This is a genomic window from Microcystis wesenbergii NRERC-220, assembly GCF_032027425.1.
GTDB lineage: Bacteria > Cyanobacteriota > Cyanobacteriia > Cyanobacteriales > Microcystaceae > Microcystis > Microcystis wesenbergii_A.
The window spans coordinates 3,259,941-3,285,665 of the sequence record NZ_JAVSJA010000001.1 but is presented as its reverse complement, the minus strand read 5'-3'; the positions used below and the strand labels follow the sequence as shown (position 1 = coordinate 3,285,665).

The window sequence follows — 25,725 nt, the reverse complement described above, 5'->3', positions numbered from 1 at the left end:
ATTACTGAATTAATTAGTAAATAATATATGAAGCAATTTAAGCTCTTTTTCAGCTTCTTGAAGTAATACCTGTAACCAAGAAACTCGATATTCTAATTGTTCTTTGTAACGATTAATCTCTTCAGGTGTACTTGAAGTTAAACAAACCACAGAATGAGTTTCAGATTCAAAATCCTGTTGCATTTTAGCGATAAATTCGCTAACTTGATCTTCGGAGTAATCATTATCATTTGATTCATTTTCTGTAATTGTAGAAATTGGAGTATCAACTGACTTCTGGAGGGCAGTTTCTAGTTTGCTAATTTGTTCTTGTAATAATTTCTTTTCCTGTTGTAGATCGTTAATATTTTCTAGAAATTGTTTACGTTCTTCGGCAAAAACTTTCTTGATGTCAACCCAACTAAATGCCAAATGTATTAACTCTTTTGGTAGATTTAAATCGACATTTATATCTCTATTTTCATCTTCTGTAGCTTTGGTTAACTCGAATTGCAGCCACTTTATACCTTGAGAATACTGGTCGTGAATCATTGATTTAAGCCGATAAACTAGGTATCCAACTACAATAGCTATTACCAAAGACATCAAAATCATAATAGCAATATTTAGTTGAGAAGCAAGATTAGGTTGTTGAGCAACTTGACCAGCAACCTCAAAGGTGAAAAGTACATAAACAAAAATTAATCCAGAAATTAGGTAAACACTTACTAACTCTTTAGTCTTTAGGGAAGGTTTTTTTCTTGTAGGATAGTTAGACATTATAGATTCCTCTTTGGTAATAGATAGTTGATGCCATTAATTTAATTTTAGTCTGAAACAAACAATTTAAAATATTTCATCTATTTCATTTTCATCCGATCAAATTAAAATTATCAACAACAGGTATATTTGGTTGTATTTCAGAGCCTAATACTGAGTTGGTTCCCAGTCCTGTATCAGCTCGATGAATGGTTGAAACACCACCCACTACTTCAGTGGTGGAATAATAAATAAACGCCTTATCTTGAGCCTGAGTTACATAAGCTTCAGGATCGGGAATTTTGTTTGAGTTTATCGTTCCATTATCGCTACTAACTCGACGTAATTTCACGAGTCCGTCTTCTTCGTTTGGACCTACACCTGAGAACCACACCTGTTGACTACCATCTAGTACCCGCTCTCCCTTAGGTCCACCTTTGCTGATATTAAATGCAATGTAGGAGTGGCCATTGATAGTAAAAGGTTCATGTCCTGTAATGATAGGCAATTCAGGTACAGGACTGACAATCGTCTGTATTTTGGTCCACTGTCCATTTACTTTACGATAAACTGAATGTTGGTTGGGACGGAAGTTATTATCTATCGTTGTCTCTGCGACAAAAAAGATCAACTCATTGTTAAATTCTGGCGCTCGAAACATGAAAGCATCCCCAACTTTGTCGGTCGCATCAAAGGTCAGTTGTTCCAAGCTATTAGTGTCAATATTGAACTTAAAAAGTTGTTCATAACCAGCAACTTCTTGAGTTAGCAAAATGGAGCGTTCACCTTCCACCCACCTTCTGCGTTCTCCGGGTAAGATACCGCCTATACCCTGATTGTCTAAATCTGCCCAAGCTGACAATCTTACGGTTGTGTTTCCTACTTTAATATCTTTCAGATAACTTAACAAGCCAAAATTTTTATCCAGATGAGTTAGAGGACTAATTCCTTCAAGGGGATTTCCCTGTGAATCAATGATCGATCCTTTCTTCCAGGTTGTCCCGGTCCATTCAGCCTTGTTAAAAACAATCTTGCCATTAACCGTCTTATTATATACGATTTTCAAGCTGTTTCCGTAGGCCCATTCAGGGCCATTTTCAGTTTTTCCTAATGAGGGTAAACCATTATCCAGAGCTTTTATGTTATCTAAAAGCAGAAAACCAGTTTCAGGATCGATAGGAGCCAACTGGAGAATTCCATTGTCGTTTATCCCACCACCGGCTTGCCAAACTGCTTGAGAACTTAAGGAATCAAATTCTGGGTCAGGAAGAGGAACTTCTGGATTAGAAACAAGGACATCATCAACGATGTAGGTGGCAGAAACGGTTAGATTATAATTAGTGGAAATTGATAGGTTTCGATTGGATCGAACCAAGATATAGTAAGTTCCTGGATCTAAACTTTGAGTTAGAGATTCGTCTTCATTCCCCTTGTTGACAGAAAAATTAATTGTCTGACCTAGAGAATTTAGCAAGAAAACATTAGCATCAGCGGTCATTCCACTGAGCTTTAATTGAAGTTGACTATTTGATAGTAAATCAAAGTTGTAAAAATCTAGTTGATCTTGCTGACTAACCGAATCGGAAAAACTTTGAGAAAAGGGAGTGGCATCAAGTAAACCAATTTTTTTTGCAGTTTCTGGCGTATCATCAGAACTGTATTTATCTATATTACTGTTTCCGTAACCCCATGTAGAGTTATTTCCAATTTTTCCCGATGAGGATAAACTATTATTGATAGCTTGTGGGTTATCTAAAACCAGAAAACCAGTTTTAGGCTCGATGGAAGCCACCTGGAGAATTTCTTGGTCTTTTACCACACCATTGGTTTGCCAAATTGCTTGAGAACTTAAAAAATCGAATTCTGACCCAGGAAGAACAACTTTTGGCTCGACGATGTAGGTAGGAGAAACGGCTACATTATAATCAGTGGAGATTGATAGATTTCGATTGGGTCGAACCAAGATAGAGTAAGTTCCTGAATCTAAGCTTTGAGCTAGGGATTCCTCTTCATTCCCCTCGTTGACAGAAAAATTAATTACCTGACCTAGAGAATTTAGCAAGAAGACATTAACCTCCGCCGTCGTTTCACCGAGCTTTAATTGAAATTGACTATTTGATAGTAAATCAAAGTTGTCAAAATCTAGTTCATCTCCCTGACTCAGCAAATTGGAAAAAACTTGAGAGAAAGGAGTGGTATCAAGTAGATCAATTCTTGGTTTAATCATAAAATTTAACCTCATCAAACTAAGCTAGTGGGTAAAGTGATTAAGTGAATTTCAACTAAATCTAAGAATAACTTAGTTGAAGGATCTAAGGTGATTCTTAAGATTTTAAAGCTTGCCAAAATTTTCTGTCAGAAAAACCAGATCTTCTTCTATTGAGTAAAGAATCTCGAATTCCTTTTGATTGGCGGACTACGACTAATTTTTCAAGTCGGCTAATATACAAACGTTGAGCTCCTACTCCCGCTGCAAACACTAAATCTGGTGGAAAGAGTCCAGATATAGGACGAACATCCGTTCCTCTTATTAAAGGGGTAATCATTGCTCTCATACTATCAGGCATATCCCTATTTAACCACCAACTTAATCCATATGCAGGATTGACCTTACTTCCCTCAAAGCATTCTTTTAACAAAGAACTTTCTAAATATTTCTGTCCTCGCCAGACTCCCATCTGTCTGATAAATTCACCATACAACGCCCAATTCCTAGCAGTTAGTTGCGCCCCATGAGCCATAAATGAATGACCATCAGCAGCTTTTCTCCAACCTCCTATTTTAATACCAATAGGGCTTAAAATTCGACGCTTGAGGTAAGAAACCGGGTCTTCCCCCTTCAGTTTTCGCAACATCACTGCTCCAAATATTTGGAATGGTACTTGTCCGTAAGCAAATTTAGTACCTGGTTCATCTAATACAGGCATGGCTATAGACTGCTGATAACTAATGTTAATAGAGGCGCGGTTCCCTGCTGCTTTAGGAGTCTGAATGCCGCTCGTTAGGTTGAGCAATTGTCTGATAGTTACCTTTTCTTTGATCCGATTACCTTGCCATTCTTTAATAGTCCGAGCTACTTTCTCATCGAATTGAAGCAAGCCATCTTGAACAGCGGATGCGGCAATAATGCCTGTAAAACTTTTCGTTCCGCTCGCTAATTCAACAGGCTGGTTGGCTGCGCCGCCATTATCGTAGGCTTCACAGACAATTTTCCCATCATACATCACGAGCAAAGAAGTGCCTTGATATTTTCGACTGTATTCTCTTGCTTCCTGACAGCCAGCATATACTGGTTGAAGCAATGCCAATTCTAAACAGTGATAGAATAGAAGACTAAACAATATGCTGATTAATGTGTTCTTTTTTATAGAACCATAACCTCTATTTTCAGAGCTTGCCACATCTGTGCTGCTATTGAGCCTGATGGTATCATCGAAACGGCTGTCTTCCTTAACTTTCTTAGCAAGAGTGTGTTGCCGTCTTGTGAAGCGAGACAGAAAAGCACTATATGCTTGTCCGTCGTTAGCGGTGATTTTAACTGCCGACGGAAATGAAAATAAAGGCAGCATCAATTTAGTCTCCTTTTAGTCTCCTTGGTTTTGCGGCATTTCAATTGTACTCCACATTACTCAAAAACGTCAAGTAACCGTTCAGTACCTTTCAGGATGGTTGTCAAGCAGCTAGTAGCATTGGTTTTGTGGGAGAAGTCTCCCCGACTCGTCCCTACTCAGTCTTAGCTTAGAAAATCGAAAAGTACGGAAGAACTAAAAAAGCCAATCCTGCAACAACCAAAACAACTCTTGTCAGGCGAAGTTCCTTGGCATTTATCCACTTTAAATAACCGAAAATTCCTAAAATTAGAGCAATTGATAACAAGATTCCTCCGACTCTTAACCAAGGCTCTCGAGTTTTAAATAAGATCGAGAAAATCAATAAAATAATGCCAATAATTAAACTGCTTAAAGGAACTAATAGCGATTTGAAACTGCTTTTTGGGGGTTGATTTGTTATCTAAGTACAGGACAAAAAGCTTGAAAAGTAGGCGGGAGTGGGGTTTTATGAGAAATAGCACTAATCTCGAAACCCCTATGAACCAGTATAATGCGTTGAAACAAGCTCTCAAACCTCATTTGCGATGGCACGGAGCAAGACTCTCTTTCCTCGCTCTATTCTTACTGGCTCTGTTGAAAGTAAAAACCGTCAACCTCAAGGAATTAGCCCTAGGTTTTGAAGGTCGGGTATTGGTAGAGTCCCATTACAAACGATTACAACGCTTTTTTGGGGACTTCGAGATAGATTACCCTGAAATAGCTCGCATTGTAGTCCAGTGGCTCAATATCCCTCAACCCTGGGTATTGAGTATTGACCGCACCAATTGGTCATTTGGTAGTCATCACTACAACATCCTCACAGTCGGCATTGTCCATGAAGGGGTAGCTATTCCCATTCTCTGGTGGATGCTCAAGAAGAAAAAAGGCAACTCAAACAGCGATGAACGGATGCGTTTTATTGAGGAGATGCTGAAGATTTTTCCTTCTGCGGAGATTCGTTGCTTGTGTGGAGACCGTGAGTTTATTGGGCTGGCGTGGCTGAGGTATCTTTTGCTTGAACCGATGCTGGCTTTCTGTTTAAGAATTCGGGCGACAGACAAGATTGAGTACAATGGCAAGCGGTTGGCCGCCAAGGTTATTTTTGCCCATCTTGCCATTGGTGAATCTCAACGTCTGCAGGGGAGTTGTCTAATTTGGGGTTATCCCGTTTCTGTAGAGGCTCTTCGCTTACCCGATAATTCTTTGCTCATCGTCATTGGACAGCCCGATTGTCTGGGTCTGATTCAGGATTATGCCCAACGTTGGGGTATTGAAACTCTTTTTGGCATCTTTAAGACCCGTGGGTTTTGTCTAGAATCTACTCACTTTACTGACCCAAAACGTCTGCGTAAGCTTTTAGCCTTACTGACTTTAGCTTTGGTCTGGTCTCTCAAGACAGGATTGGAGATACATCATCTTAATCCAATTCCTATCAAGAAACATGGTCGCCGAGCAAAAAGCCTCTTTCGGCTAGGTTTAGACCACCTTCGTCATCTTATTCTCAATCCTTCATTACCTAACTTTTCTCTTTTTCTCCAGTCCTTACATTTTTTGTCCTGTACTTAGATTTGTTATATATAGCTTTCGGACTAACTTACTTTCTTCAGAAGCTCTTCCAGGGACACCATACTCTATCCCTTGTGGATTTAAGTAATACAGTCCGAGAATCTGGGGAATTAAGGCCATTTTTTCCCCGTGACTACCAAGACGCAACCAAAATTCATAATCCCCAGCACAATGGAAATCAGACCGAAAATCACCATAGGGTTTATGGAGTGACTTTCGCCACATTGGCTGGGAACCAACACAACATCGCTGCTTCAGTTCTGAATAGGAATAAGGCGGCCAATTGAAGCGCTGTTCTGCTTGCGTATTGTCAAAGGTTTCATTGGCGACATTTGTGAGTAGTTGATCAGCATAAACAAGGCAGATTTTTGGATGCTCGTCTAAGTAGTTTGCCATAACTTCTAAGGCATCAGAACGCCGCCTATCATCTGTATTAGCATTGGTGATATAGCTTCCCTGCGCCATTTTGATTCCCCGATTCCAGGCTGTATAAATAGTTTCTCTTGTCGCAGTACGCTGGTAAACAATATTAGGATAATCTGCCTGAAACTGCTGGACAATTGACTTTTCATCCTGGGGGGAAGCGCTATCAATTACAATAATTTGTAGCTCACCTTTTTGATAAAGTGTCTGTGCAATTAGATCCTGCAAACATCCTCTGATAAATTGTTCAGAATTATAAGTGGAAACGATGGCGGAAACTCGAAATTTTGTCTTCATTGATTGGCAAATGTTTTAATTTATCTAAGGTGGATTTTAAATGGGAAATAAATTACAATCGGCAAGCTGGAACTACTCATTGGTTTATCTGATAACATTTTCGATAATTTGTGCAGTTTAGATGAGTAACTGCAACGACTCAAGTCGTTACTACAAACGACGAGCGGCCAAGGACGAACAACCGACTACCCTGACAGGGGGACAAGCAAGCTGAAAAGCTTATGTAGCATAAAATACAGACACAGACTCCCAAAAAAGATCAGTCATATTTACCATATATGACCTAAATAACGAAAATGATAAGTGAACTATACCAGAAAGTGTTAGAAAATGAACTGGGACGAGCCAGATATCTACTGTTGTTAATGATAGTTGGAACCTGGCAAATACTAAAGCAAGCTAAGTTAGAGATATTAGCTGAAGCCTTACCAATACCAATCCTGTTTGAGAGTCGGAGAAAAAAACTAAAAAGATTTTTAAAGCTGGAAATTCTGAATATTGAAAAAATCTGGTTTCTCTGCCTAAAAGAGATGTTAAAACAGCAGCAGAGATTCACAACAAAAGGATTAGCGTATATTGCTATAGACCGGACAAGTTGGGGAGCAATAAATATCTTGATGGTGAGTCTAATTTATGACAAGAGAGCCATCCCAATCTATGGGGAGATATTAGATAAAAAAGGAAGTAGTAATCTCGAAGAACAGCAGCGAGTATTAGAAAAAACATTGACCGTGCTATCAGGTCATAAAATCGTGGTGTTAGGAGATAGAGAATTTTGCTCGGTCAGTCTTGGAAAGTGGCTTCAGAAGCAGAGTTTATACTTTTGCTTAAGACAAAAAAAAAGTACAAATGTCAAGACAAAAGAAGGAATTTATCAAGAAATGAGAGCCTTAGGTTTAAGTCCAGGAACTCAACTATTTTTAAATGATGTTAATCTTACAAAAGAGAAGGGATTTGGCGAGTTTAACTTAGCGGGTAAGTGGAAAAAAACTTATCGGGGTTTTCCAACAAAAGAGCCTTGGTATATTCTGACTAACTTTGGAGATTTAGAGACGGCAATAATGGCCTATCAAAAAAGATTTGATATTGAGGAGATGTTCCGAGATTTTAAGTCGGGAGGCTATAGCTTAGAAGGTTCTCAATTAGCACCGAAATACCTATCAAAGCTGATAATTGTTATAGCTATCGCCTATACAAGTGCCACACTACAAGGTAAAAAAATTAAGGATATGGGAATCCAAAAATATGTTACAAGACCTGAAAAAAGATATAAAGGTCAACGCAGACACAGCAGTTTTTATGTGGGTCAACATCTCTATCATTGGCTCCAGCTACATCAAATGTTCCCAAAAAATATAGAAGAGCTAATGCAAATTAGCCGCTATCGGTTGAAGGATTACATCAAAGGACAAAGAGCGATATCGCTTGCCCTATCTACCTTCTAGCTCGCTTGTCCCCCTCTCAGCCGACTACCAGTAAGATGATACCATATTTCGCTATGATTCAACCGTGGCTTGACTGATGTACATAGTATGATGTACCTTAAAACCAGTCAATTTATTTAGATCATGAAACGCAAATCCTTAGAAGTCATTTATACTCCCTCGAGTCAGATCTACCATCCGGTAGAATTGTTTCGGGAAATGAGTCGAGAGCTAGTTCTTCTCGTCCATCGCCATTGATATCCCCGGCACTATTGACGGAACGTCCGAATCCGCCTTCTGCTGGGGAGAAGCCAGCACTCGCAAAATTGTCCGCTGCCTGTCCCTGCGGCAGGATTTGGGGATAGAGGGTAAAACCATTGCTGCCATTTAGATTAGCTAGGTTAAAAGTGGCAGGGAAAGGTGTGTTACTGCCGAAAATGACATATGCTTCTCCCACGTTGTCTCCTTGGGTACTAGCATAGGGCGCACCAATAATTAGATCGTCTAATCCATCGCCATTCATGTCACCGACAATGGCAGATGATCGCCCCGATCGATTGAGTACCGCCAGTCCGGGGATGGCGAAACCATTGCTGCCATCTAAGTCAGAGGCCTTGAGGTTAGCTGGAATTCCTTCCCCAGAGCCGAACACCACGTAGGCAGTTCCTGCGGATGTCTTGCGGCGAGGATCGGCATAGGGGGCACTAATAACTAAGTCATCAAATCCATCGCCGTTGAAATCACCTTCTCCTGATACCAATAAGCCAAAATTCTCGCCTTCAGTAGTGCCGGAAATTGTGAACCCATTAATCCCATCCAGTTGAGCGAGAGAGAATACTGAATTATCCTGCGCTGTTTCAGTGCTGACGGTGGTGGTGGCAGCGGCCGCGGCTTCTTGGGAAGTAACAGTTGGGGAGGTGACAGTGGCCGCAGATTGTTTGAAAGTAACAGTTGTTGTCGCTACCGCACTGGTGTTGCTGTGAGCTTGCCCATCATCGAGGACAAACTCAATGGTGCGGGCGGTGGTATTGGGATTGGTTGCCTTGTTATTGTAAACAACGGTACGAAGGACTTGTTGGTATTGGGCGAGCGTTGCTGTCCCCGTGAGGGTTAGCACCCCCAAGGCAGCATCATAAGTAGCTGTGATGCCGGTACTGCCAGGGGTGGCGCGGAGTAATTCGTTCGTACCGTCTAATAAATTGGTGATCTTGACGGTAGCTCCCTTAAGGGTGGCGGTGTTAGGGTTGAGGGCGGTCTTTACTCCACCGGGCAGAGCAAAATCAGCGACGGTGAGGGCGACTTTATCTACCACCGAGACAGCACCTCCTTTGGGGGTAAAGGTCGCCGCAAAATTAATCCCCGTTCCCTGACCGTTGAGGTCGAGTTTGGGGGCGATATTGCCGAAGACCACGTAGCTTTGTCCCCCCTCGCTCTTGCCGTTGGGGTCAGCATAGCGGGCACCGATAATCAGGTCGTCAATGCCATCCCCGTTCACATCTCCGGCACCGCTGACGGAGCGACCTGAGTTATCCTCCGCTGCAATACCGTTAATGGCGAAGCCGTTGCTACCATCCAAGGTGGAGGGGTCGAGGCTGGCACTAAAGCCGTTACTGCTGCCGAAGACCACGTAGCTTTGTCCCGCCTTACTGTTGCCGTTGGGGTCGGCAAAGGGGGCACCAATAATCAGGTCGTCGATGCCATCCCCGTTCACATCCCCGGCACTACTAACAAAGAGGCCTAATGAGTCTCCTGGAGCGATGCCCTCAATCACAAAACCGTTGCTGCCGTTGAGAGTAGAGAGGTTGAGGCTGGCACTAAAACCACTGTTGCTGCCGAAGACCACGTAGCTTGCCCCTGTACTGGCGGGGATGCTAGTGGCAAAGGGAATCTGGGGAGCCCCGATAATCAGGTCGTCGATGCCATCTCCATTAATGTCCCCAGCAGCGCTAACGGAGCGTCCTGAGTAGTCGCCTTGATTGATGCCGTTAATCACGAAGCCGTTGCTCCCATTGAGGGTAGAGAGGTCGATGCTGGCACTAAAACCGCTACTGCTGCCGAAGATCACATAGCTTTCCCCCGCCTTACTCTTGCCGTTGGGGTCGGCACAGGGAGCGCCAATAATTAGGTCGTCGATGCCATCGCCGTTGATATCCCCGGCACTGCCGACAGAGTATCCTGAGTAGTCACCCGCCTGAATGCCATTGATAGTGAAGCCATTGAAACCGTTGAGTGTAGAGGGATCAAGGCTGGCGCTAAAGCCGCTGCTATTACCAAAGATCACGTAAATCTCCCCCGCATCAGTCTGTCCGTTGGGGTCAGCAAGGCTGGCCCCAACAATCAGGTCGTCAATGCCGTCCCCGTTTACATCCCCAGCATTGCTAACGAAGACTCCTAAATTGTCACCAGTGTCAATGCCATTGATGGTGAAGCCATTGGAACCATTGAGAGTAGCGAGGTCGAGGCTGGCACTAAAGCCGCTGCTGCTACCGAAGACCACGTAGCTTTGTCCCGGGGCTGCTTCACTGTCGCCGTTGGGGTCGGTACGGTTTGCCCCGGCAAGGCTTGTCCCAACAATCAGGTCGTCGATGCCGTCGCCGTTGACATCCCCAGCACCACTGACGGAGAAGCCCAATCGGTTATTGGCCTCAATGCCATTGATGAGGAAGCCGTTGGAACCATTGAGGGTAGAGAGGTCGATGCTGGCACTAAAACCACTGTTGCTGCCAAAGAGCACGTAGCTTTCCCCCGCCTTACTCTTGCCGTTGGGGTCGGCATAGGGAGCACCGATAATCAGGTCGTCGATGCCATCCCCGTTAACATCCCCGGCATTGCTGACTTGACGGCCTGAGAAGTCACCCGCATCAATACCGTTAATTACGAAGCCGTTGGCGCCGTTAAGCTCGGACAAATTAAAAGATTTATTAGCCATAAGAAAGACACAACTTACGAGTTTAAGGGAACAGAGAGCAGAGGGGAAAATCGCTTTACCTCATTACTCTGAATACCGCCAATAGAGTTCTTGCCATAATTAATTTCTGAAAGTTCAAAAATGAGAAAAATAGGCATAAAATCGCACAAACTCCCTAAATAAAGCATTTAATTGATTAATGCTCATTCTTAATTCTCCTGACTCGGAGACTACTGGCTCCTTACTCTTTACCTAAGGTCAGATTTTTGATTTTTGCGAGAGATCTAATGATGTCGCGCAACCATCATATTATAGTTCCGCAGCTTTGAAGAAATCAAGCTTAAACTTAAAAATTTTAACTCACCGTTCGCTTAATTTTTTTTGATGGTTTTCTGCCCGGAAACAAACTATAATAATGGTCGGAGGGTCAAATTTAAAACTTTTTGCTTCAAACCATATCTGCCTAACGGTTTCAGAAGCTTGATCCACTAGATCATCAGTATTGTATTGATTTAACTCAGTATCTCTAAGACTTTTAGACATAGCTAGTATATTCATACTTAGTTAGTTTGCGTATAGTACAATTCAGACTATTGAGAAATGCAGGAGAATACATCAATGCTGCCTTTGTCTTCATCTCCATCCGCAGTTAAAATCACGGCCAGCGACGGACAAGCCTATGATTGCTTTGGACAAAATGTCTCCCTCGATGGCAATACTCTCCTAGTCGGAGCCGCTCAAGATGATGACAATGGCTTGGACTCTGGTTCAGCTTACATATTTAATAACACTAATGGTGTATGGACAGAGAAAGCGAAACTCAAGCCAAAAGATGGCAGAGCAGGCGACCTCTTCGGTGACACCATCAGGCTTAATAGCAACACAGCTTTTGTCGGCTCTTGGAACAGAGGTCCTGGTTCTGTGTATATCTTCAATCAGGGTAGGAGCGGGTGGATGCAGACAGCCAAACTTAGGTCGAGTGATGGAAAACAAGGGGATCGCTTCGGCACTTCTTTTGATTCGACTGATAGTGGTACGCTCCTGATCGGGGGGCCCGGCACAGACCACAAAGGCTTGGATTCAGGTTGTGTTTATATTTACGGTCAAGTCAATGGCGGTTGGACAGAAACTGGCAAAATTTATGCCAGCGATCCCTGACCGGGGGCTCTTTTTGGTAGATATATCGATATCGATGGTAATCAGGCTGTCATCGGAGCAGTCAAAAGCAATGGACAGCAACCAAACTCTGGCTCGGTTTATATTTATGAAAACCTTAATGGCATTTGGACAGAAACAGCGAAATTGAGTGCCAGCGATGGAAAAAATGGAGATGAGTTTGGAACACCGGCGGCTATTGAGGGTAACACCATTGTTGTCGGAGCATCTGAAAGTGACGAAACCAAAGGCGCAGCCTACGTTTTTGAGAAAGTAAACGGAAAATGGCAAGAAACAGCCAAACTGACTGCTAACGATGGACAAGTCGGGGAAGAATTTGGTACGTCTGTTCTATTAGTGGTAACACGATCGCAGTCAGTCCTCGCCACGATGATGATCGAGGGGTAGATTCGGGTTCGGTTTATATAGCAAAGAGCGGGATAGTTAGGACATAATAGAGAAAAAGAAATGAGGAGAAGCTTTCATGGCAGCACCCTATAGTGATGATTTAAGACAGAAAGCAGTGAGTGCCGTAGAGCGAGGGGAGAAAAAAAGCCATGTCTGTCGCACCCTCAATATTAGTCGTAATACATTAGACATCTGGCTGAAACGGAAGAAACAAACTGGGACGGTGGCCGCTAAAACTAACTATCGTCGAGGGCCGAAGCCCCAAATTGACGATTTAGAAGCCTTTCAAAAGTTGGCCGAACAATATGGGCATTTGACCCAAGAAAAAATGGCCCAAAAATGGGCTAACCCAGTCAGTAGGATGAGAATTGGTCAAGCCCTCAAAAGAATTGGATTTACTAGAAAAAAAAACTTATGGCTACAGAGAAAGAGATGAAGAAGCCCGAAAAGAGTTTCTCCAAAAAATCAGAGGTTATGCCCCGGAAAGATTTGTCTATATTGATGAAGCTGGAATAGATAAGTACCTAAGCAAAATTAATTACACATATCTAAACACCTCTTGCAAGAGGCACTCTTGCCTCTTGCCTATCTTCACTAGGAAATTAATTTTGCACGACTACTTAACACCATCGATTACCCTTATGGCAGAAACGTTGAATCCTGTAATAAAACTTTACATTGACAAGCATAATACCCCTATAACATCAAATTTTAAATTGAATAGACAATCCTCCGGAACCAGTGTACATAGCTAATATGTTGACACATGAAACTCTGTAAATAGCGCAGTTTGTCTAATAAGCTTTTCCCAAATCCTTCTTCAATATCTATTAGCTGTAGAATCAGATAAGCGATAATGCAACTATAGATATGTAGGCGGATTCCGTTCTCGTTTTTAGTGATTAGATTATCCAACTTTAGATGCATTTTTAAAAATTTCCACAGCAGTTCTATTTGCCATCTTTGGATGTAAATTTCGGCAACTTCTTCATTACTAACTGCTCCTTCTCCTTCTAGAGGTAAATCTGTCGCCAGCCGAAATTCTGTTTGACTTTCTAGGTCGCAAAAAGCGACTACTCTTACTTCTATTTGTCTTTTATCTTTTCCGAGTTTACACTTGCCATTTTCGAGCATCTCTAGGCTAATATTATTTTTCACTCTCAAGACAAAATGCTTGTCACTACTCTCTAATAATTCGGTGATTCTTTGATTAGACGCAAATCCTCTATCCATTGCTCCAACTCCATTTACAGGAATTGCTTCTATCGTTTTTCCTCCTTCTTTTGAGTCATGACCTTGACCAAAATGGATGAGTATTCCGACCACCTCTGTTGTGATACTATTAAGACCAGAGAATAGTTTTACTTGATGCCATCCCTGGGACCATAGTAATTTACTGGTTAAGCTAATTATTGTTGAGTCAATAGGAAATAAAGCTCGCGCATTCTCTATTCCTTTTTTGGCAACTAAACGCTTATTTAATTCGACAATGACTTTCTCAAATGGACTTGTTTCTCTAATTTTGCTTGCCTTAGAAAATGTGGATAAATTTACATTAATTCCTTGAAGTACCATTCTACTGCATAAGTCCCTCATACTGACGATGCTTTTATCTAAAGCAAAACCAATCCAACAGGACAAAAATGTAAAAGTATCTAAAGCGGGGTAGTCATTTTTAGGCAGTGGTTTGAGAAGCTCTTTTATGAGTTTTGAAAAATTCGTCATCAGGGCAAACTCCCTATTGTGAGGGGAATAAGTTGTCTAGATTCTATCTATAATAGCATTTTTTTTCTGACTTTTCTCAACGTTCAACACTTCTGCCCTTATGGATATTGTCACAAATCAGAAAGATTTGAGGCTTTAAAGTTAGGTCACTGTAGCGAAAGAGTTAGTGTGATCAGCGGTTGGTGGCGTGGTTCCACGATCGCGCCAATGGTGTTTGAGGGGTACTGTAATACAGAGTTGGTGTGTGAGTGGATAGAACAATTGCTATTACCCGAACTACTACCCGGTCAAATTATCATCATTGATAACGCCAGTTTTCATCCCAAAGAGAGAATCAAAAAATTGTTAGCTAAAGCGGGATGTGAAGTGCTATTTTTACCCGCCTATTCTCCAGATATCAACAAAATTGAAAAGTTCTGGGCTAGATTGAAAAACTATGTTAGTCAGATTATCAATGATAGTGAAAACCTTGTGGATGCTGTGAGTAAAGCCTTCAGGCATCTGTCCTAACTAACTCGTTCTATGCCATATTTTTCAGAAAATCAATGGGGTTTGGACGCAAGTTTACAAACTTACCGCTATCGATGGAAAAGCGGGTGATGTTTTTGGCAAGCGGATAGTAATTGATGGCGATACCCTAGCCGTTACTGCTTTTCAAGATGATAACGAAGTTCCTCAAGTGCCTGATGCTGGCTCTGTATATATTTATTCCCTTTCTTCGCTCTTGTCCAATCCAGATAGCTTGACGGGAATTAAGCCAAAGGATACTCTCACTGGTGGAGCCAGCAATGACCACCTATTCGGTGGGGTTGATGATGCTCAGTTTTCTCCGCCGACTTTCAGCGATCGCTCAATTGAAGGAGATGAGATTAGTGATTTTGAACTGGCTGCTGATAGGCTATTCTCAAAACAATTTTTTACCGGCTTTGGTGACAGTGGCAATACTTCTATCGAAGATAACTCTTTAAAATTGGCAGAGATTGGCGCAGCAAGCGTCCAATTGCCAGTTCAACTAGATAGTAGCCTTGGCTTGACTAATTTTGCCCTTTCTGAGTTCTGGTTCTATACCTATTTATGCCCTTTCTTCCCTCTTGTCCAATCCAGTTAATTCGAGCCAAGAAACGACAAATCCAGATAGCTTGACGGGAATTAAGCCAAAGGATACTCTCATCGAAAATTTGGGTCTGAAACCCCGTCGTTTTACGACGGCTTTACTGTTAAATATTAGCGCATTTACAGAATATATGCTAAAATGTGAGGTATGGAAAAAGCCTATTCGTTTCGATTTTACCCCACACCCGAACAAGAGTCGCTATTGCGGCGCACATTGGGCTGTGTAAGATTAGTTTACAACAAAGCTCTCCACGAACGAACACAAGCTTGGTACGAAAAGCAAGAAAGAGTAGGCTACGCTCAAACTTCTTCAATGCTAACCGATTGGAAAAAGCAAGAAGAATTAAACTTTCTCAATGAAGTAAGCTGTGTACCTTTACAACAAGGGTTAAGACATTTACAAACAGCTTTCACTAATTTCTTTGCTGGTCGTACTAAGTATCCCAACTTTCAGAAAAAACATCAGGGAGGAAGTGCCGAATTTACTAAGTCTGCTTTTAAAATTAAAGACAAACAAATCTATTTAGCTAAATGCACAGAACCTTTACCTATTCGATGGTCAAGACAAATACCAGAAAGCTGTGAACCAAGTACAGTAACAGTCAGATTACATCCTTCTGGACGTTGGCATATTTCAATTAGATTTGATGACCCAACGATTAAGCCTTTACCAGTAACAGATAAAGCCATCGGAATTGACTTAGGAATTAGTAGCCTCGTGATTACTAGCAATGGCGATAAAGTATCTAATCCTAAGCATTTTAAAAAGCATTATCGGAGACTGCGAAGAGCATCGAAAAATCTTTCTAGAAAACAGAAAGGGTCAAAAAATCGGGAAAAAGCAAGAATCAAAGTAGCCAGAATTCACGCTCAAATCACCGATAGCAGAAAAGACCATTTACATAAGCTAACCACTCAATTAGTTCGTGAAAACCAAACGATTGTGGTTGAGAATTTAGCCGTTAAGAATATGGTCAAAAACCCGAAATTATCTCAGGCAATATCTGATGTAAGCTGGGGAGAAATCACCCGACAATTAGCCTATAAATGCCGTTGGTATGGGAGAAACTACATCGAAATAGATAGATGGTTTCCTAGCTCTAAAAGGTGTAGTAATTGCGGGTATATTGCTGAGAAAATGCCGTTAAATGTTCGAGAGTGGGACTGTCCAGACTGTGGGACTCACCATGACCGAGATATTAACGCCAGTAAAAATATTTTGGCCGCAGGGCTTGCGGTGTCAGTCTGTGGAGCGACTATAAGACCAGAACAGAGTAAATCTGTTAAGGCAGGTGCGAAAAATCCTTCGGGAAAGAAGCAGAAACCGTTCGGCGGTTCGGCTGAGCTCACCGTCGAAGCCTGAGCTCACGGCCGAAGCCTAAATCGTGAGGTTTGGGAATCACCGTCCGTTTACGGCGGTGAGGATGTCAAGGACGGAGCCAACAATACAGAGCCTGGTTTAAAGCAATACAATACTAAAGTATTACTGGGTACAAACTCCTGAAATCCTTACGCAGATAGGGTTTGAAGTCAAATTTTTCAAATTCGACCTTTCGACCATTATAGCTTGTTTGGGGGCAGAAAATCATCAAAAACTTTGTATGGGCAAAGTCCAGATCTTAACGCTATTGACGCTCCCATCGCGCTCACGCGATGGGTTCTTGGTTCAACAAGTCCACTTACTTTAGATTCCTTGGGTTATCTAAAACAGAGGTGGTTCTTACGCCTGCGCGTTAATTTTCGTGGGATCCCTCTTGCCCCTCCGACATCGGGGGGGCAAGAGGGGGGTGACAAAATTTGCTTGAATTGAAGCATTAGCTTCAAGTATTGTGTTGTCTAGTTCCTGCAAAGATTTTACCTACCTACGAAGCCCAAATCGTGAGGTTTGGGAATCGCGGCCGTAAAACGGACGGCAAGGATGTCAAGAATTGGCTCTTCAATTTTCGGACAGGTCTATTGAGAATCCTTCTGATAAATCAAGAAGGATTCTCAAGGGACTCTCGCCACTGAACATTCAGGCGATTCAGGGCAGCACTACAGGTACTTTCAAGATTTTCCAGGTAAAAGCGGACTTGACCTTGTTCATCAAAGACAGATGCCTCGTAAACAATCATCTGAGCATCACTTCTGACAACTCGAAAAGCTACCCGTAGCCTGCCTGTTAGGGGCGAACTACCATAGCGGATGACTCTGCCTAGCTTGGAAGGCAAAGCACTACTGTCCTGATAGAGCCGAGACCAGACTAAAGCCATTTGTGGTATAGTATCCATAAAGCCTGGGTCGAACAGCCAAGGGGGGACGGCAGTTGCAGAATCTTGCCCTACCCAAGCTGAAGGCTGGCTGGGCTTCACCCAAGCATCAATTCCCTGTTCGTCAATCGCTATAATCTCACTCATCAGTTGAAATCGCTTGCCGTGAAATAGATACTCTAGGTAAGCAAATTGAGGGTCTAGACTCCTGCCTGATTTGAGCTTGACGGGATGAAGAGAGGGAGGAGCTTCTATCTCTGGGCGCAGAATAACAAGAGCGCGATATAGTGGCATCCTAGTCTCAGGCTCTAGGATTTCGGCAGTTACCTGCAAGGTCGTTGCATCTGCGTGACTAGAAGAACGGGCGACGAAGAGAACTTTACGGCTCCCTTCGACGGCCATGGATACTCCCCGCAAGACCCTCAGATCAACGATTTCACAAACTTGCCAGTCGGGCCAGGCAGCTTGGGTAAATTCAGCAATCCATTCCAAGGCCCCGGTTGCCGGCAAAACAGCTTTGCCATCCAAGCAGTGATCTTCAAGATAGGGATCTGCCTCTAGAGAAAAGATGTGTTCCAGAGTCACTTTACTGTCAGGTTGCAGTTGAGGGACAGTAGAAATGAAGGGAAAAGGACGGTTAGCGGGAAGGAGAGCGAGTTTTCCGGCCTCAGCTTCATGGGTTTCCCACGGAGCTTCCCCGGCAATTACTTCTGCTGTTCCCTTATCTCCATAACTCAATTCTTCCTGGAAAAAGCGGCGACCACCGACTAGAGAAATTGGGATTACTCCCCGTTCCCGAAACTGACGCTTCACTTCTTCAGAGGCCATGCCCTTAGTATCCCAGGGTCCCCAATTGATGGCGACTACGCGGGTATTCAACCAGCGCTGGTCAAGCTGCCAGGCCAGACGATTCAAAATTTCATTGGCAGATGCGTAGTCAGATTGCCCACGATTACCGTAGCGACCGGCAACTGAACTGAAGAAAACCAGCCACTTCAAAGACTCTGGACGCAGATAGCGGCTGAGGATCAAGGCACTATCCACTTTCGTATCAAAGACCCGCTCAAAGGAAGCCAGTTCTTTATCGACAATCAATTTGTCCTCAATAATTCCCGCCCCGTGGATGGCAGCATCCAACCGTCCGTAGCGGGAGTAAATGCCTTCAATAACGGCAGCAAAAGCCTGCTCATCCTTCACATCTGCTACTATATACTCCACCTTTGCCCCTGCTTGTCGGAATCGTGCCAAATTAGCCCGAATTTCCCGCTCCCTCAAGATTAACTGGATGTGGCGCTCGATCTCAACGGGGGTGGGCAACTTGCCTTGGGAACGAGCCTGAGCCAGGAGGAATTGACGCAAGCCAGTTACATCTTCAATATGGGCTGTTGCTTCGTTCTCTAGAGGAGCCCGTCCCACCACAATCATCGTCAGGCCAAAGGAGGCTAAATCGCTGGTTACTTCCGCAGTAATGCCGCGAGCGCCGCCTGTAATTAAAACGACCCAATCGGGAGTGGGTGTAAATTTGGCAACAGTTGCCCGGGATGAGAAAGGAGCCGGCTGGGTGCGGAAAGTGGTACGTTGTCCTTGGGGATAGCCAACTTCGATGCGCCCCCCAGGTAATAACAGTTCTGAGACGAGGCATTCTGCCAGCACCTTTGGGGAAAGGTGGGCATCGAGATCTACTGCCTTGGCATGGAGGTTAGGCCACTCAGCCCCTAGGGTTTTCAAAAGCCCGTTGCCACAACCTGCAATTGGCAAACTCGTCCCCCAGTTACCATCCCGGCCAAACTGTCCCCCCAAACAGGAAGCCATCAGGACGCGGCCTGGCTGTTGCCCTTTGCGGAGGTCATCAGCACACAACTGGAGCAGGTAAAACAAGCTCTTAGCCTGTATTTGCGTATATTGCCGCCACTCAGATAGGGTAGTTGGCTCAGCCGCTTGGCTTAAAGCAGCCAAGTGGACAATCCCGGCGACCAGCCCATGTTTTTCCCGTTCCCTGCTGACTGCCTCAGCTAACGCCTTTGGTGTTGGCAAACTAGCTCGCTCAATCAGTGCTACCGCCAGCCCTCTTTGCCGCAGAGACTCTGCCAAGTAGGGAGCGACGCTAAGTTCGTCTTCAGTAATAAGAAAAAGCCCTTGGGGAAGCGGCCACTGACCGGTGGGTAGGGGGTCTGCCTGTGCTTGCATCAGGTAACGTGGAATCGATTCCCCCTGGGCTAGAACTTTCCCAAGCTTTTTGAGGGTTCCACTGTCCCAGACGGTGAGAGGCATAAGACTTGTTGAACAATGCCGTTCAGGGATTTAACCTTGGTCAAATTTTCCATCTGGGACTGCATACCTTCAGCGACAGCAGCGGGCAAACTTTTCTGTATTGCTCCCAAAATTTCCACTCGCTTGATCGAGTCAATTCCTAGTTCTGCTTCCAAATCCTGATCCAAGCCCAACATATCAATTGGGTAGCCAGTGCGTTCACTGACCAATTGCAAGAGAGTTTTGGTCAAACTCTCCCGTTCGAGCAGGACAGAGGGGACAACGGCATCGGCAGGGGTTGGCAGATTGGGAGATGCTGCTGCTGGCTGGGGCTTGAGCACTGGCTCTTGCTGCTCAATTGTGGGACTAACCGATGTGGGACTAACGGATATCTGAGGCGGTGCAGCGGGTCGGGAAGGGGGTGGGGAAATTCGGGGGGGTACTGGCGGCGAAGCAGGGGAGAGGTTAGCACTTCCCCCTCCATTGGAGCCAAGGGAAAGTACAGGTTGGGCTGCCGGCCGGCTCCGCTCTGGCATAGCCACCAATCTTGAAGGAGTCATTCCTTCTACCTGACTGGCTTGGAGAAATTGCAGCATTACCTTCTCCTGAAGAGTCAAAAACTGACGCATGGTCTGCTGGTAAGCTTGATAGGCTTGTAAAGCCACCGAGCCAGCAACTGAGGGTTCTTGGCTAGTAGAATAAGTCTGTGGAGTTGCCGGTTGGGAGAGCGGGGGAAAATTTTGTTCAGACATTGTTCGCTGGATTTTGGGTTGCGGATTTGAATTAGTAGGAACTATGGGGTTTAACCCGGTGAGTTGGGAAGGGGAATGGGCATGAGGGGCAGGACTAGGCGGCTTGACTGGCTCAAATCGCTCTATCCCTGAGTCTGGCTTCGCCTCGGTGTTACCGTTTTGCCCTTTTTTGTCTTGTCTGCCTAGGATAGACGTTTCCAAGGACAGGGGGGGGAGCTTGCCGCTATAACTATTGGTAGCTCCTAATGACCTGACACCACCACCGTTAACCAGCCAAGTGGTGGGTGCTAATTGAGAGGGGCTCGTTAGCTCTGCCAGTCGAGATAATTGCAGCTGCTGGACTTGGCGTCCGACAAACAGAGAAAGGAGTTGCACATCTAGCCCTCTGGTAATTAGAGTCCCTAAGCCCAGCAGAAAGCCTCGCAGTCCTCCCCCTTGCCCATCTAAAGATACGCAAGTATGCTCTTTGTCTCCTAAAATTTGACCGACGAACTTGGTCAGGATGCTTTTTGGACCGACTTCAATAAAGGTGCGAGCGCCAGCTTCATATAAAGCCTGAATTTGACTGACGAACTCTACTGGACGGAGAGCCTGTTGGCTTAACTGGCCACGGATGCCATCGGCATCTGAAGGGTAAGGAAGGGCTGTAGCGTTAGCATAGACAGGAAACTGGGGAGACTCAAAGCAGCCAGAATTTAACTGACGGGTCAACTCTTCCTGAACCTCTGCCAGCAAGGGCGAGTGAAAAGCTCCGGCCACAGGCAGCTTTCTAGCGGTAATGCCGTCCGCGTTCAAACTGTTGATTGCTTGTTCGATCGCTGCTTGTGGTCCGGAAATGACGGACTGAAGGGGAGCATTGTGATTGGCTACCACAACTCCTGGAAAACTGTCAAGATATTGTGCCAATTCCTCGCGGGTGATTTGCACGGCAGCCATAGCTCCCTCAACCCCCTGACAAGCTTGGGACATAATCTGGCCTCTAAGGGCAGAAAGATTGAGAAATTGAGCTTGGGATAGCACACCGGCAGCGTAGAGGGCTGTATATTCGCCATAACTGTGTCCTGCTGCCAAATCTGCCTTAATGCCCAGCTTGGCCAGCAAGGCTAGATAGCCCGATTCCACGGCTCCTAGAGCGGGTTGAGCTACTTGAGTCTGTTTAAGCTGTTGTTCATTGCTAATTTCGGCCGCTTCTGAATAGGCACTGGGGGGATAGATATACTGACTCAGCAATTTTGGGAAGCGATGGTCCAGATGGCTGTCGGCAAATTCCAAAGCTTGGCGCATCTCTTGCCTATAGAGAGCAACTTCCCTGGCCATGCCGGGATATTGCGCCCCCTGCCCCGGAAAGAGAAAAGCAGTGAGAGCTTTTGTCCCAGTGGGGGTGTGGCCTTCGGAGAACTGAATCTCAGGGGGCAGGGGACTGGCAGAATCGCCTGCCAGATAACTAAGAGCCGAGGACAAGCTGGCGACTAACTCTGACAAATTACTGGTCACGATGGCTAGGGTTGCTCCCCTGCCTAGGTGGTTTGTCGCTGTTAAAGCGCAACTGTAGGCCAGATCTCCCAGTCGCGGTTTTGCTCCTCCTTGCAAAGCTGTCAGCAGAGACCGCACTTTTGGCAATAATTCTTGGCGATTCTCGGCAGCCAAGATCACCAATTCCCAAGGCCAGTTATCTCCTCCCACGGCTGGTCTCTGAACTGCTCCCCCATACTCCTCGAGAATGGCATGAAAATTCGTCCCCCCAAAGCCAAAAGCACTGACCGCTCCCCGGCGAGGTTGGTTGGGATTAGTCAGCCAAGGATGATTGTCTTTCAAGAGATAGACCGGACTTTCTGGATCCACAATCGGGTCTAAGGGTGTCTCAACCCCAAAGTGAGCGGGTAGGACTTTGTGATGTAGGGAGAGGGCTACTTTCATTAGTCCAACGACCCCAGCGGCACTTTTAGTATGTCCGAGCAAGGTTTTAATTGAGCCAATAGCGCAGGATTTTTGCTCTGCCCCAGAGGCTTGTAGAGAACTGGTAATTGTTTCTAATTCTGCTCGATCGCCGGCCACCGTCCCCGTGCCGTGGGCTTCATAGAGTCCTAGACTAGCGGGAGAAAATCCGGCTTTGTCGTAAGCTCTCTGTAGCGCTCGCTTTTGTCCTGCTGGCAGGGGAGCAGTTAAACCCAAGGCCTTACCGTCGCTGGAACCAGCGACCGCTTTGATAACTGCATAAATTCGGTCTCCATCCCGTTCCGCATCTGCCAGACGCTTGAGAACAACGATGGCAATACCTTCGCTGATGACAATCCCGTCGGCAGCTTTATCGAAGGAGCGGGGTTGACCTTGGGCAGAGAGGGCATGGGTCTTGCTAAAGCAAAAATAAGCAAAAGGGCTTTGCCCTGTGTCAATGCCCCCTGCAATACAGAGATTGCTTCGTCCCGTTTCCAATTCTGTCACTGCTAGGTCAATAGCAGCCAAGGAAGAAGCACAGGCCGCATCAACAGTGAAGTTAGAGCCTCCACAGTTAAAACGGTTGGCCACCCTGCCAGCTGCCACATTCAACAGTAAACCTGGAAAAGTTTCTTCCGTCCATTCTGGTAGACGATCCCAGATCTGTGGGGAGGGATTTTCAACCACCCTCGGCACTTCTGCTCGCGCTGCATACTGCCCGCCCAGATCTCCTATCCCTCCGCCCGCACCCAAGATGACTGAGGTACGTTCTCGGTCGAAATCTCCTCCCCCGTAACCCGCATCTTCTAAGGCTCTTCGCACAGCCTCCAAAGTCAATAGCTGTAGTGGTTCGATGGACTTGAGAGATACGGGAGGAATCCCAAAGCGCAGAGGATCGAAGGGAACCTCATCGATGAAACCACCCCATTTGGAATAGACCTTATCTCGTGTTTGTGGGTCAGCATCGTAGTACAAACGCCAGTCCCAACGGTGAGCGGGAATTTCGCCAATAGCTTTTACCCGGGAGAGGATGTTTTTCCAAAAAGTCTCCGGTGCGTCTGCTTTAGGAACGAGGGTCGCCATGCCAACGATGGCAATATCTGAGGGTCGGGTTGGAGCGGGGACTTTCTCTTCACCTGCTGGGGAAAGAGAAGTCAGGAGTTGGCCGCTGCCTTCAGCTACTTCTTGGTGCAAGCTACTGACGCTGATCACTTGATGGCGCATGGTTGCCACCTGACCGATCATGTACATCCCTTCGCTAACCTGTTGCTCTTGGTTGACCGAGACTATTTGGCCTGTCTCATTGCGCCGCAAACCTTTGGTAGCTATCCGTAACCGTCCTAGAGTCAGGTCTTCCAAAACGTTCTTAATTTCTTCGGCAGAACTGCCCCGGGCTGCCATTTGCCGGCGGGTGTCGTAGAATTCGCGGGCAAATGGGGTGACAGCGCAACGGCTGGCATGGCCCGGTCCGGTTTCTAAGTTGATGGTCGATTGGCAACTGAGGGCTTGGGCTTGAAACTCTGGCAGGATTGCTCCACAAGCCACTGCTTCCTCAGTAAAGAGGTAGGCACTGCCCATTAACACGCCAATTTTCATGCCCCTTACTGCCAAAGGAGTGGCCATGGCACTGATCATAGCGGCCGAGAGAGCGTCATGAATCCCACCGGCGAAGATGGCGTGAATTTGCTGCTCTGCTCCAGCTGGTACTTTCTCTAACAGGGTAGCGATCATGCTTTCCCAGAGGACAAAACTGCTCAGTGGCCCCACGTGTCCTCCGCATTCTCGCCCTTCAAAAATAAACCGCCGCGCCCCCTGTTCGAGGAACATTTTCAGGAGTGCTGGCACGGGAACATGGAGGTAGGTGGCAATTCCTTGGGCTTCCAACCTCGCTGCCTGATCCGGCCTGCCCCCGGCAATCAAGGCAAAAGGCGGCTTAATTTTCTGGACTTCTTGCAGTTGTTCTTCCCTAATTGCCTGTGGAACAAAGCCAAGGATGCCAATACCCCAAGGTAGCTCTCCGAGAAGGGCTTGGGTTTTCTGCAACAGTTCCCCGACCTGTTTTCCCCGCATCAGAGCCAAAGCCAAGAGGGGCAGTCCGCCTGAGCGAGCAACTGCATGGGCAAATTCTGCCGTATCGCTGACTCTAGTCATTGGCCCCTGGACAATAGGATATTTGGTGCCGTGGGAAACTGCCAAGGGAGTTTCCGCTTGTAGAGGTTTTAGCTCCTGGGCTGTCTGCACCTGTTCCTGACTGCCCTTGAGCAGGGCTTGCACAAATTTACCCGTGGTCTGGTAACGCTTGCGGAAATCAGCCGCTAACCCGCTCGCTTGTCCCATTGGCCAAGCTTGAGTAGCAGGATTTTCCCAGCCAATCAGGGAGGTGGCTCGTTGCTGCCAGATCTGGCCAGAAACTGAGGCTTCTTCTTGAATCTCTATCTGTCCCGCCATTTCTTGCAACTTGGCAACGGCAGCAAAACCGGGACGGGACAATACACGACAAGCGCGCCCCAACCTCTCGCCGATGGCGCTCGCTTCTTGCCCGTTTAAGTAACGTAAGTATTCTTGCCATTCTCCAGGCAGAGGAGATTCGGGCATCAGCCATAATTGATCGTCTAAGACGACGCCCGCCGCACCGGCAGCCCGACAGGCGGACGCGGTATGAATACCGATTCCTCCTTGCACATAGATGGGCAGGGAGGAGGTTTTCAATAATTTCTGAGTGAGGATGAAAGCGGGATCTTCCCCTACCCAACCGCCACTTTCCTGTCCTTTGGCTACCAATCCAGCCAGGAAAGGAAACAGAGAAGCTAAGAGAGGCAGTTGATTGGCATCGGTTATTTCCAGCAAAATTAGGCGATTTTCCCCAGAAAGAAGCTGTAATTTCTCTCTGAGCGTTTCAGCAGTTGCCTCTTGCCAGCCACTGAGAATCAACCAGTGAGATTCCAGTTCCAATCTAGCCAAAAGTTGGCTGCTCTGCTCGATCTGTGTTAAATTCAGTCTCAGTCCGGCTGCTCTAGGAGCATTTTTTAAAGCTAAAACCTGCTCTAGATTACTAATTGCTCGCTCTAGATTTTCTGGTTGACAAAATTCTCGATCGAGTATCCCGATTCCCCCAGCCCGAATGCTGGCGATGGCTAAACCAGGGTGTTCTAGCTCAATGGGACTCAGAGAAAAGCAGTTGAATTTATCCAT

General features: G+C 45.6%; 16 protein-coding genes and 2 pseudogenes. 9 read left to right on the top strand and 9 right to left on the bottom strand.

The genetic code is table 11. The features are described from left to right. Positions 1 to 9 precede the first annotated feature (9 nt). The 3 genes from RAM70_RS16140 to RAM70_RS16130 form a co-directional block, all read right to left on the bottom strand. Positions 10 to 759 carry a hypothetical protein gene (locus tag RAM70_RS16140; protein ID WP_045357567.1) on the bottom strand — a complete coding sequence of 250 codons (750 nt, stop codon included), beginning with the start codon at positions 757 to 759 and terminating at the stop codon, positions 10 to 12. A 91-nt stretch (positions 760 to 850) separates the two neighbouring features. Continuing rightward, positions 851 to 2,965 carry a PPC domain-containing protein gene (locus tag RAM70_RS16135; RefSeq protein WP_045357564.1) on the bottom strand — a complete coding sequence of 705 codons (2,115 nt, stop codon included), beginning with the start codon at positions 2,963 to 2,965 and terminating at the stop codon, positions 851 to 853. A 97-nt stretch (positions 2,966 to 3,062) separates the two neighbouring features. Then, complete coding sequence (locus tag RAM70_RS16130) at positions 3,063 to 4,307, bottom strand: serine hydrolase domain-containing protein (protein ID WP_052426684.1); 1,245 nt, start codon at positions 4,305 to 4,307, stop codon at positions 3,063 to 3,065. A gap of 519 nt (positions 4,308 to 4,826) precedes the next feature. Between RAM70_RS16130 and RAM70_RS16125 the strand changes: the two genes are divergently transcribed. Then, positions 4,827 to 5,894: an IS4 family transposase gene (locus RAM70_RS16125; RefSeq protein WP_045356388.1), complete on the top strand. Its 1,068-nt coding sequence runs from the start codon at positions 4,827 to 4,829 to the stop codon at positions 5,892 to 5,894. Here RAM70_RS16125 and RAM70_RS16120 read toward each other — a convergent pair. After that, the gene (locus RAM70_RS16120; protein WP_312674622.1) at positions 5,871 to 6,614 is read right to left on the bottom strand and encodes a glycosyltransferase; all 744 of its coding nucleotides are present in this window, start codon (positions 6,612 to 6,614) and stop codon (positions 5,871 to 5,873) included. The genes RAM70_RS16125 and RAM70_RS16120 overlap by 24 nt on opposite strands. Positions 6,615 to 6,934: 320 nt before the next feature. Between RAM70_RS16120 and RAM70_RS16115 the strand changes: the two genes are divergently transcribed. Next, on the top strand, positions 6,935 to 8,059 hold the full coding sequence (locus tag RAM70_RS16115) for an IS4 family transposase (RefSeq protein WP_238567755.1): 1,125 nt from the start codon (positions 6,935 to 6,937) through the stop codon (positions 8,057 to 8,059). Positions 8,060 to 8,204: 145 nt separating this feature from the next. On the opposite strand, the gene RAM70_RS16110 is transcribed toward RAM70_RS16115, so the two are convergent. Both RAM70_RS16110 and RAM70_RS16105 read right to left on the bottom strand, forming a co-directional pair. Next, a complete protein-coding gene (locus RAM70_RS16110; protein ID WP_312674619.1) occupies positions 8,205 to 10,967 on the bottom strand; it encodes an integrin alpha in 2,763 nt (920 codons plus the stop codon). Positions 10,968 to 11,306: 339 nt separating this feature from the next. Continuing rightward, on the bottom strand, positions 11,307 to 11,504 hold the full coding sequence (locus tag RAM70_RS16105; protein ID WP_193745595.1) for a hypothetical protein: 198 nt from the start codon (positions 11,502 to 11,504) through the stop codon (positions 11,307 to 11,309). A 69-nt stretch (positions 11,505 to 11,573) separates the two neighbouring features. On the opposite strand from RAM70_RS16105, the gene RAM70_RS16100 reads away from it, so the two are divergent. From RAM70_RS16100 to RAM70_RS16090, 3 genes and pseudogenes are all read left to right on the top strand, one after another. After that, positions 11,574 to 12,104, top strand: coding sequence for an FG-GAP repeat protein (locus tag RAM70_RS16100; RefSeq protein ID WP_238567754.1), 531 nt, complete (start codon positions 11,574 to 11,576; stop codon positions 12,102 to 12,104). Between the two features lie 24 nt (positions 12,105 to 12,128). Further along, positions 12,129 to 12,556 (top strand): annotated as a pseudogene (locus RAM70_RS16095) (FG-GAP repeat protein). 29 nt (positions 12,557 to 12,585) lie between these two features. Continuing rightward, positions 12,586 to 12,945 (top strand): IS630 transposase-related protein, encoded by a 360-nt coding sequence (locus RAM70_RS16090; RefSeq protein WP_312672113.1) that lies wholly within the window; start codon positions 12,586 to 12,588, stop codon positions 12,943 to 12,945. A 275-nt stretch (positions 12,946 to 13,220) separates the two neighbouring features. Here RAM70_RS16090 and RAM70_RS16085 read toward each other — a convergent pair whose 3' ends face one another. After that, entirely contained in the window at positions 13,221 to 14,237 is a 1,017-nt protein-coding gene (locus RAM70_RS16085) for an IS4 family transposase (protein ID WP_312675755.1), read from the bottom strand. Between the two features lie 15 nt (positions 14,238 to 14,252). On the opposite strand from RAM70_RS16085, the gene RAM70_RS16080 reads away from it, so the two are divergent. From RAM70_RS16080 to RAM70_RS16065, 4 genes and pseudogenes are all read left to right on the top strand, one after another. Then, positions 14,253 to 14,744 carry a transposase gene (locus RAM70_RS16080; RefSeq protein WP_312672115.1) on the top strand — a complete coding sequence of 164 codons (492 nt, stop codon included), beginning with the start codon at positions 14,253 to 14,255 and terminating at the stop codon, positions 14,742 to 14,744. 19 nt (positions 14,745 to 14,763) lie between these two features. After that, positions 14,764 to 14,931: pseudogene (locus RAM70_RS16075) on the top strand (FG-GAP repeat protein); the annotation flags it as partial. 27 nt (positions 14,932 to 14,958) lie between these two features. Beyond that, positions 14,959 to 15,342, top strand: coding sequence for a hypothetical protein (locus RAM70_RS16070; RefSeq protein WP_312674618.1), 384 nt, complete (start codon positions 14,959 to 14,961; stop codon positions 15,340 to 15,342). A 153-nt stretch (positions 15,343 to 15,495) separates the two neighbouring features. Beyond that, entirely contained in the window at positions 15,496 to 16,710 is a 1,215-nt protein-coding gene (locus tag RAM70_RS16065; RefSeq protein ID WP_312674617.1) for an RNA-guided endonuclease InsQ/TnpB family protein, read from the top strand. A 613-nt stretch (positions 16,711 to 17,323) separates the two neighbouring features. Here the strand turns inward: RAM70_RS16065 and RAM70_RS16060 are convergent. Both RAM70_RS16060 and RAM70_RS16055 read right to left on the bottom strand, forming a co-directional pair. Continuing rightward, positions 17,324 to 19,867: an SDR family NAD(P)-dependent oxidoreductase gene (locus RAM70_RS16060; protein WP_312674615.1), complete on the bottom strand. Its 2,544-nt coding sequence runs from the start codon at positions 19,865 to 19,867 to the stop codon at positions 17,324 to 17,326. After that, positions 19,813 to 25,725 (bottom strand): polyketide synthase, encoded by a 5,913-nt coding sequence (locus tag RAM70_RS16055; protein WP_312674613.1) that lies wholly within the window; start codon positions 25,723 to 25,725, stop codon positions 19,813 to 19,815. Before RAM70_RS16055 ends, RAM70_RS16060 begins: the two co-directional genes overlap by 55 nt.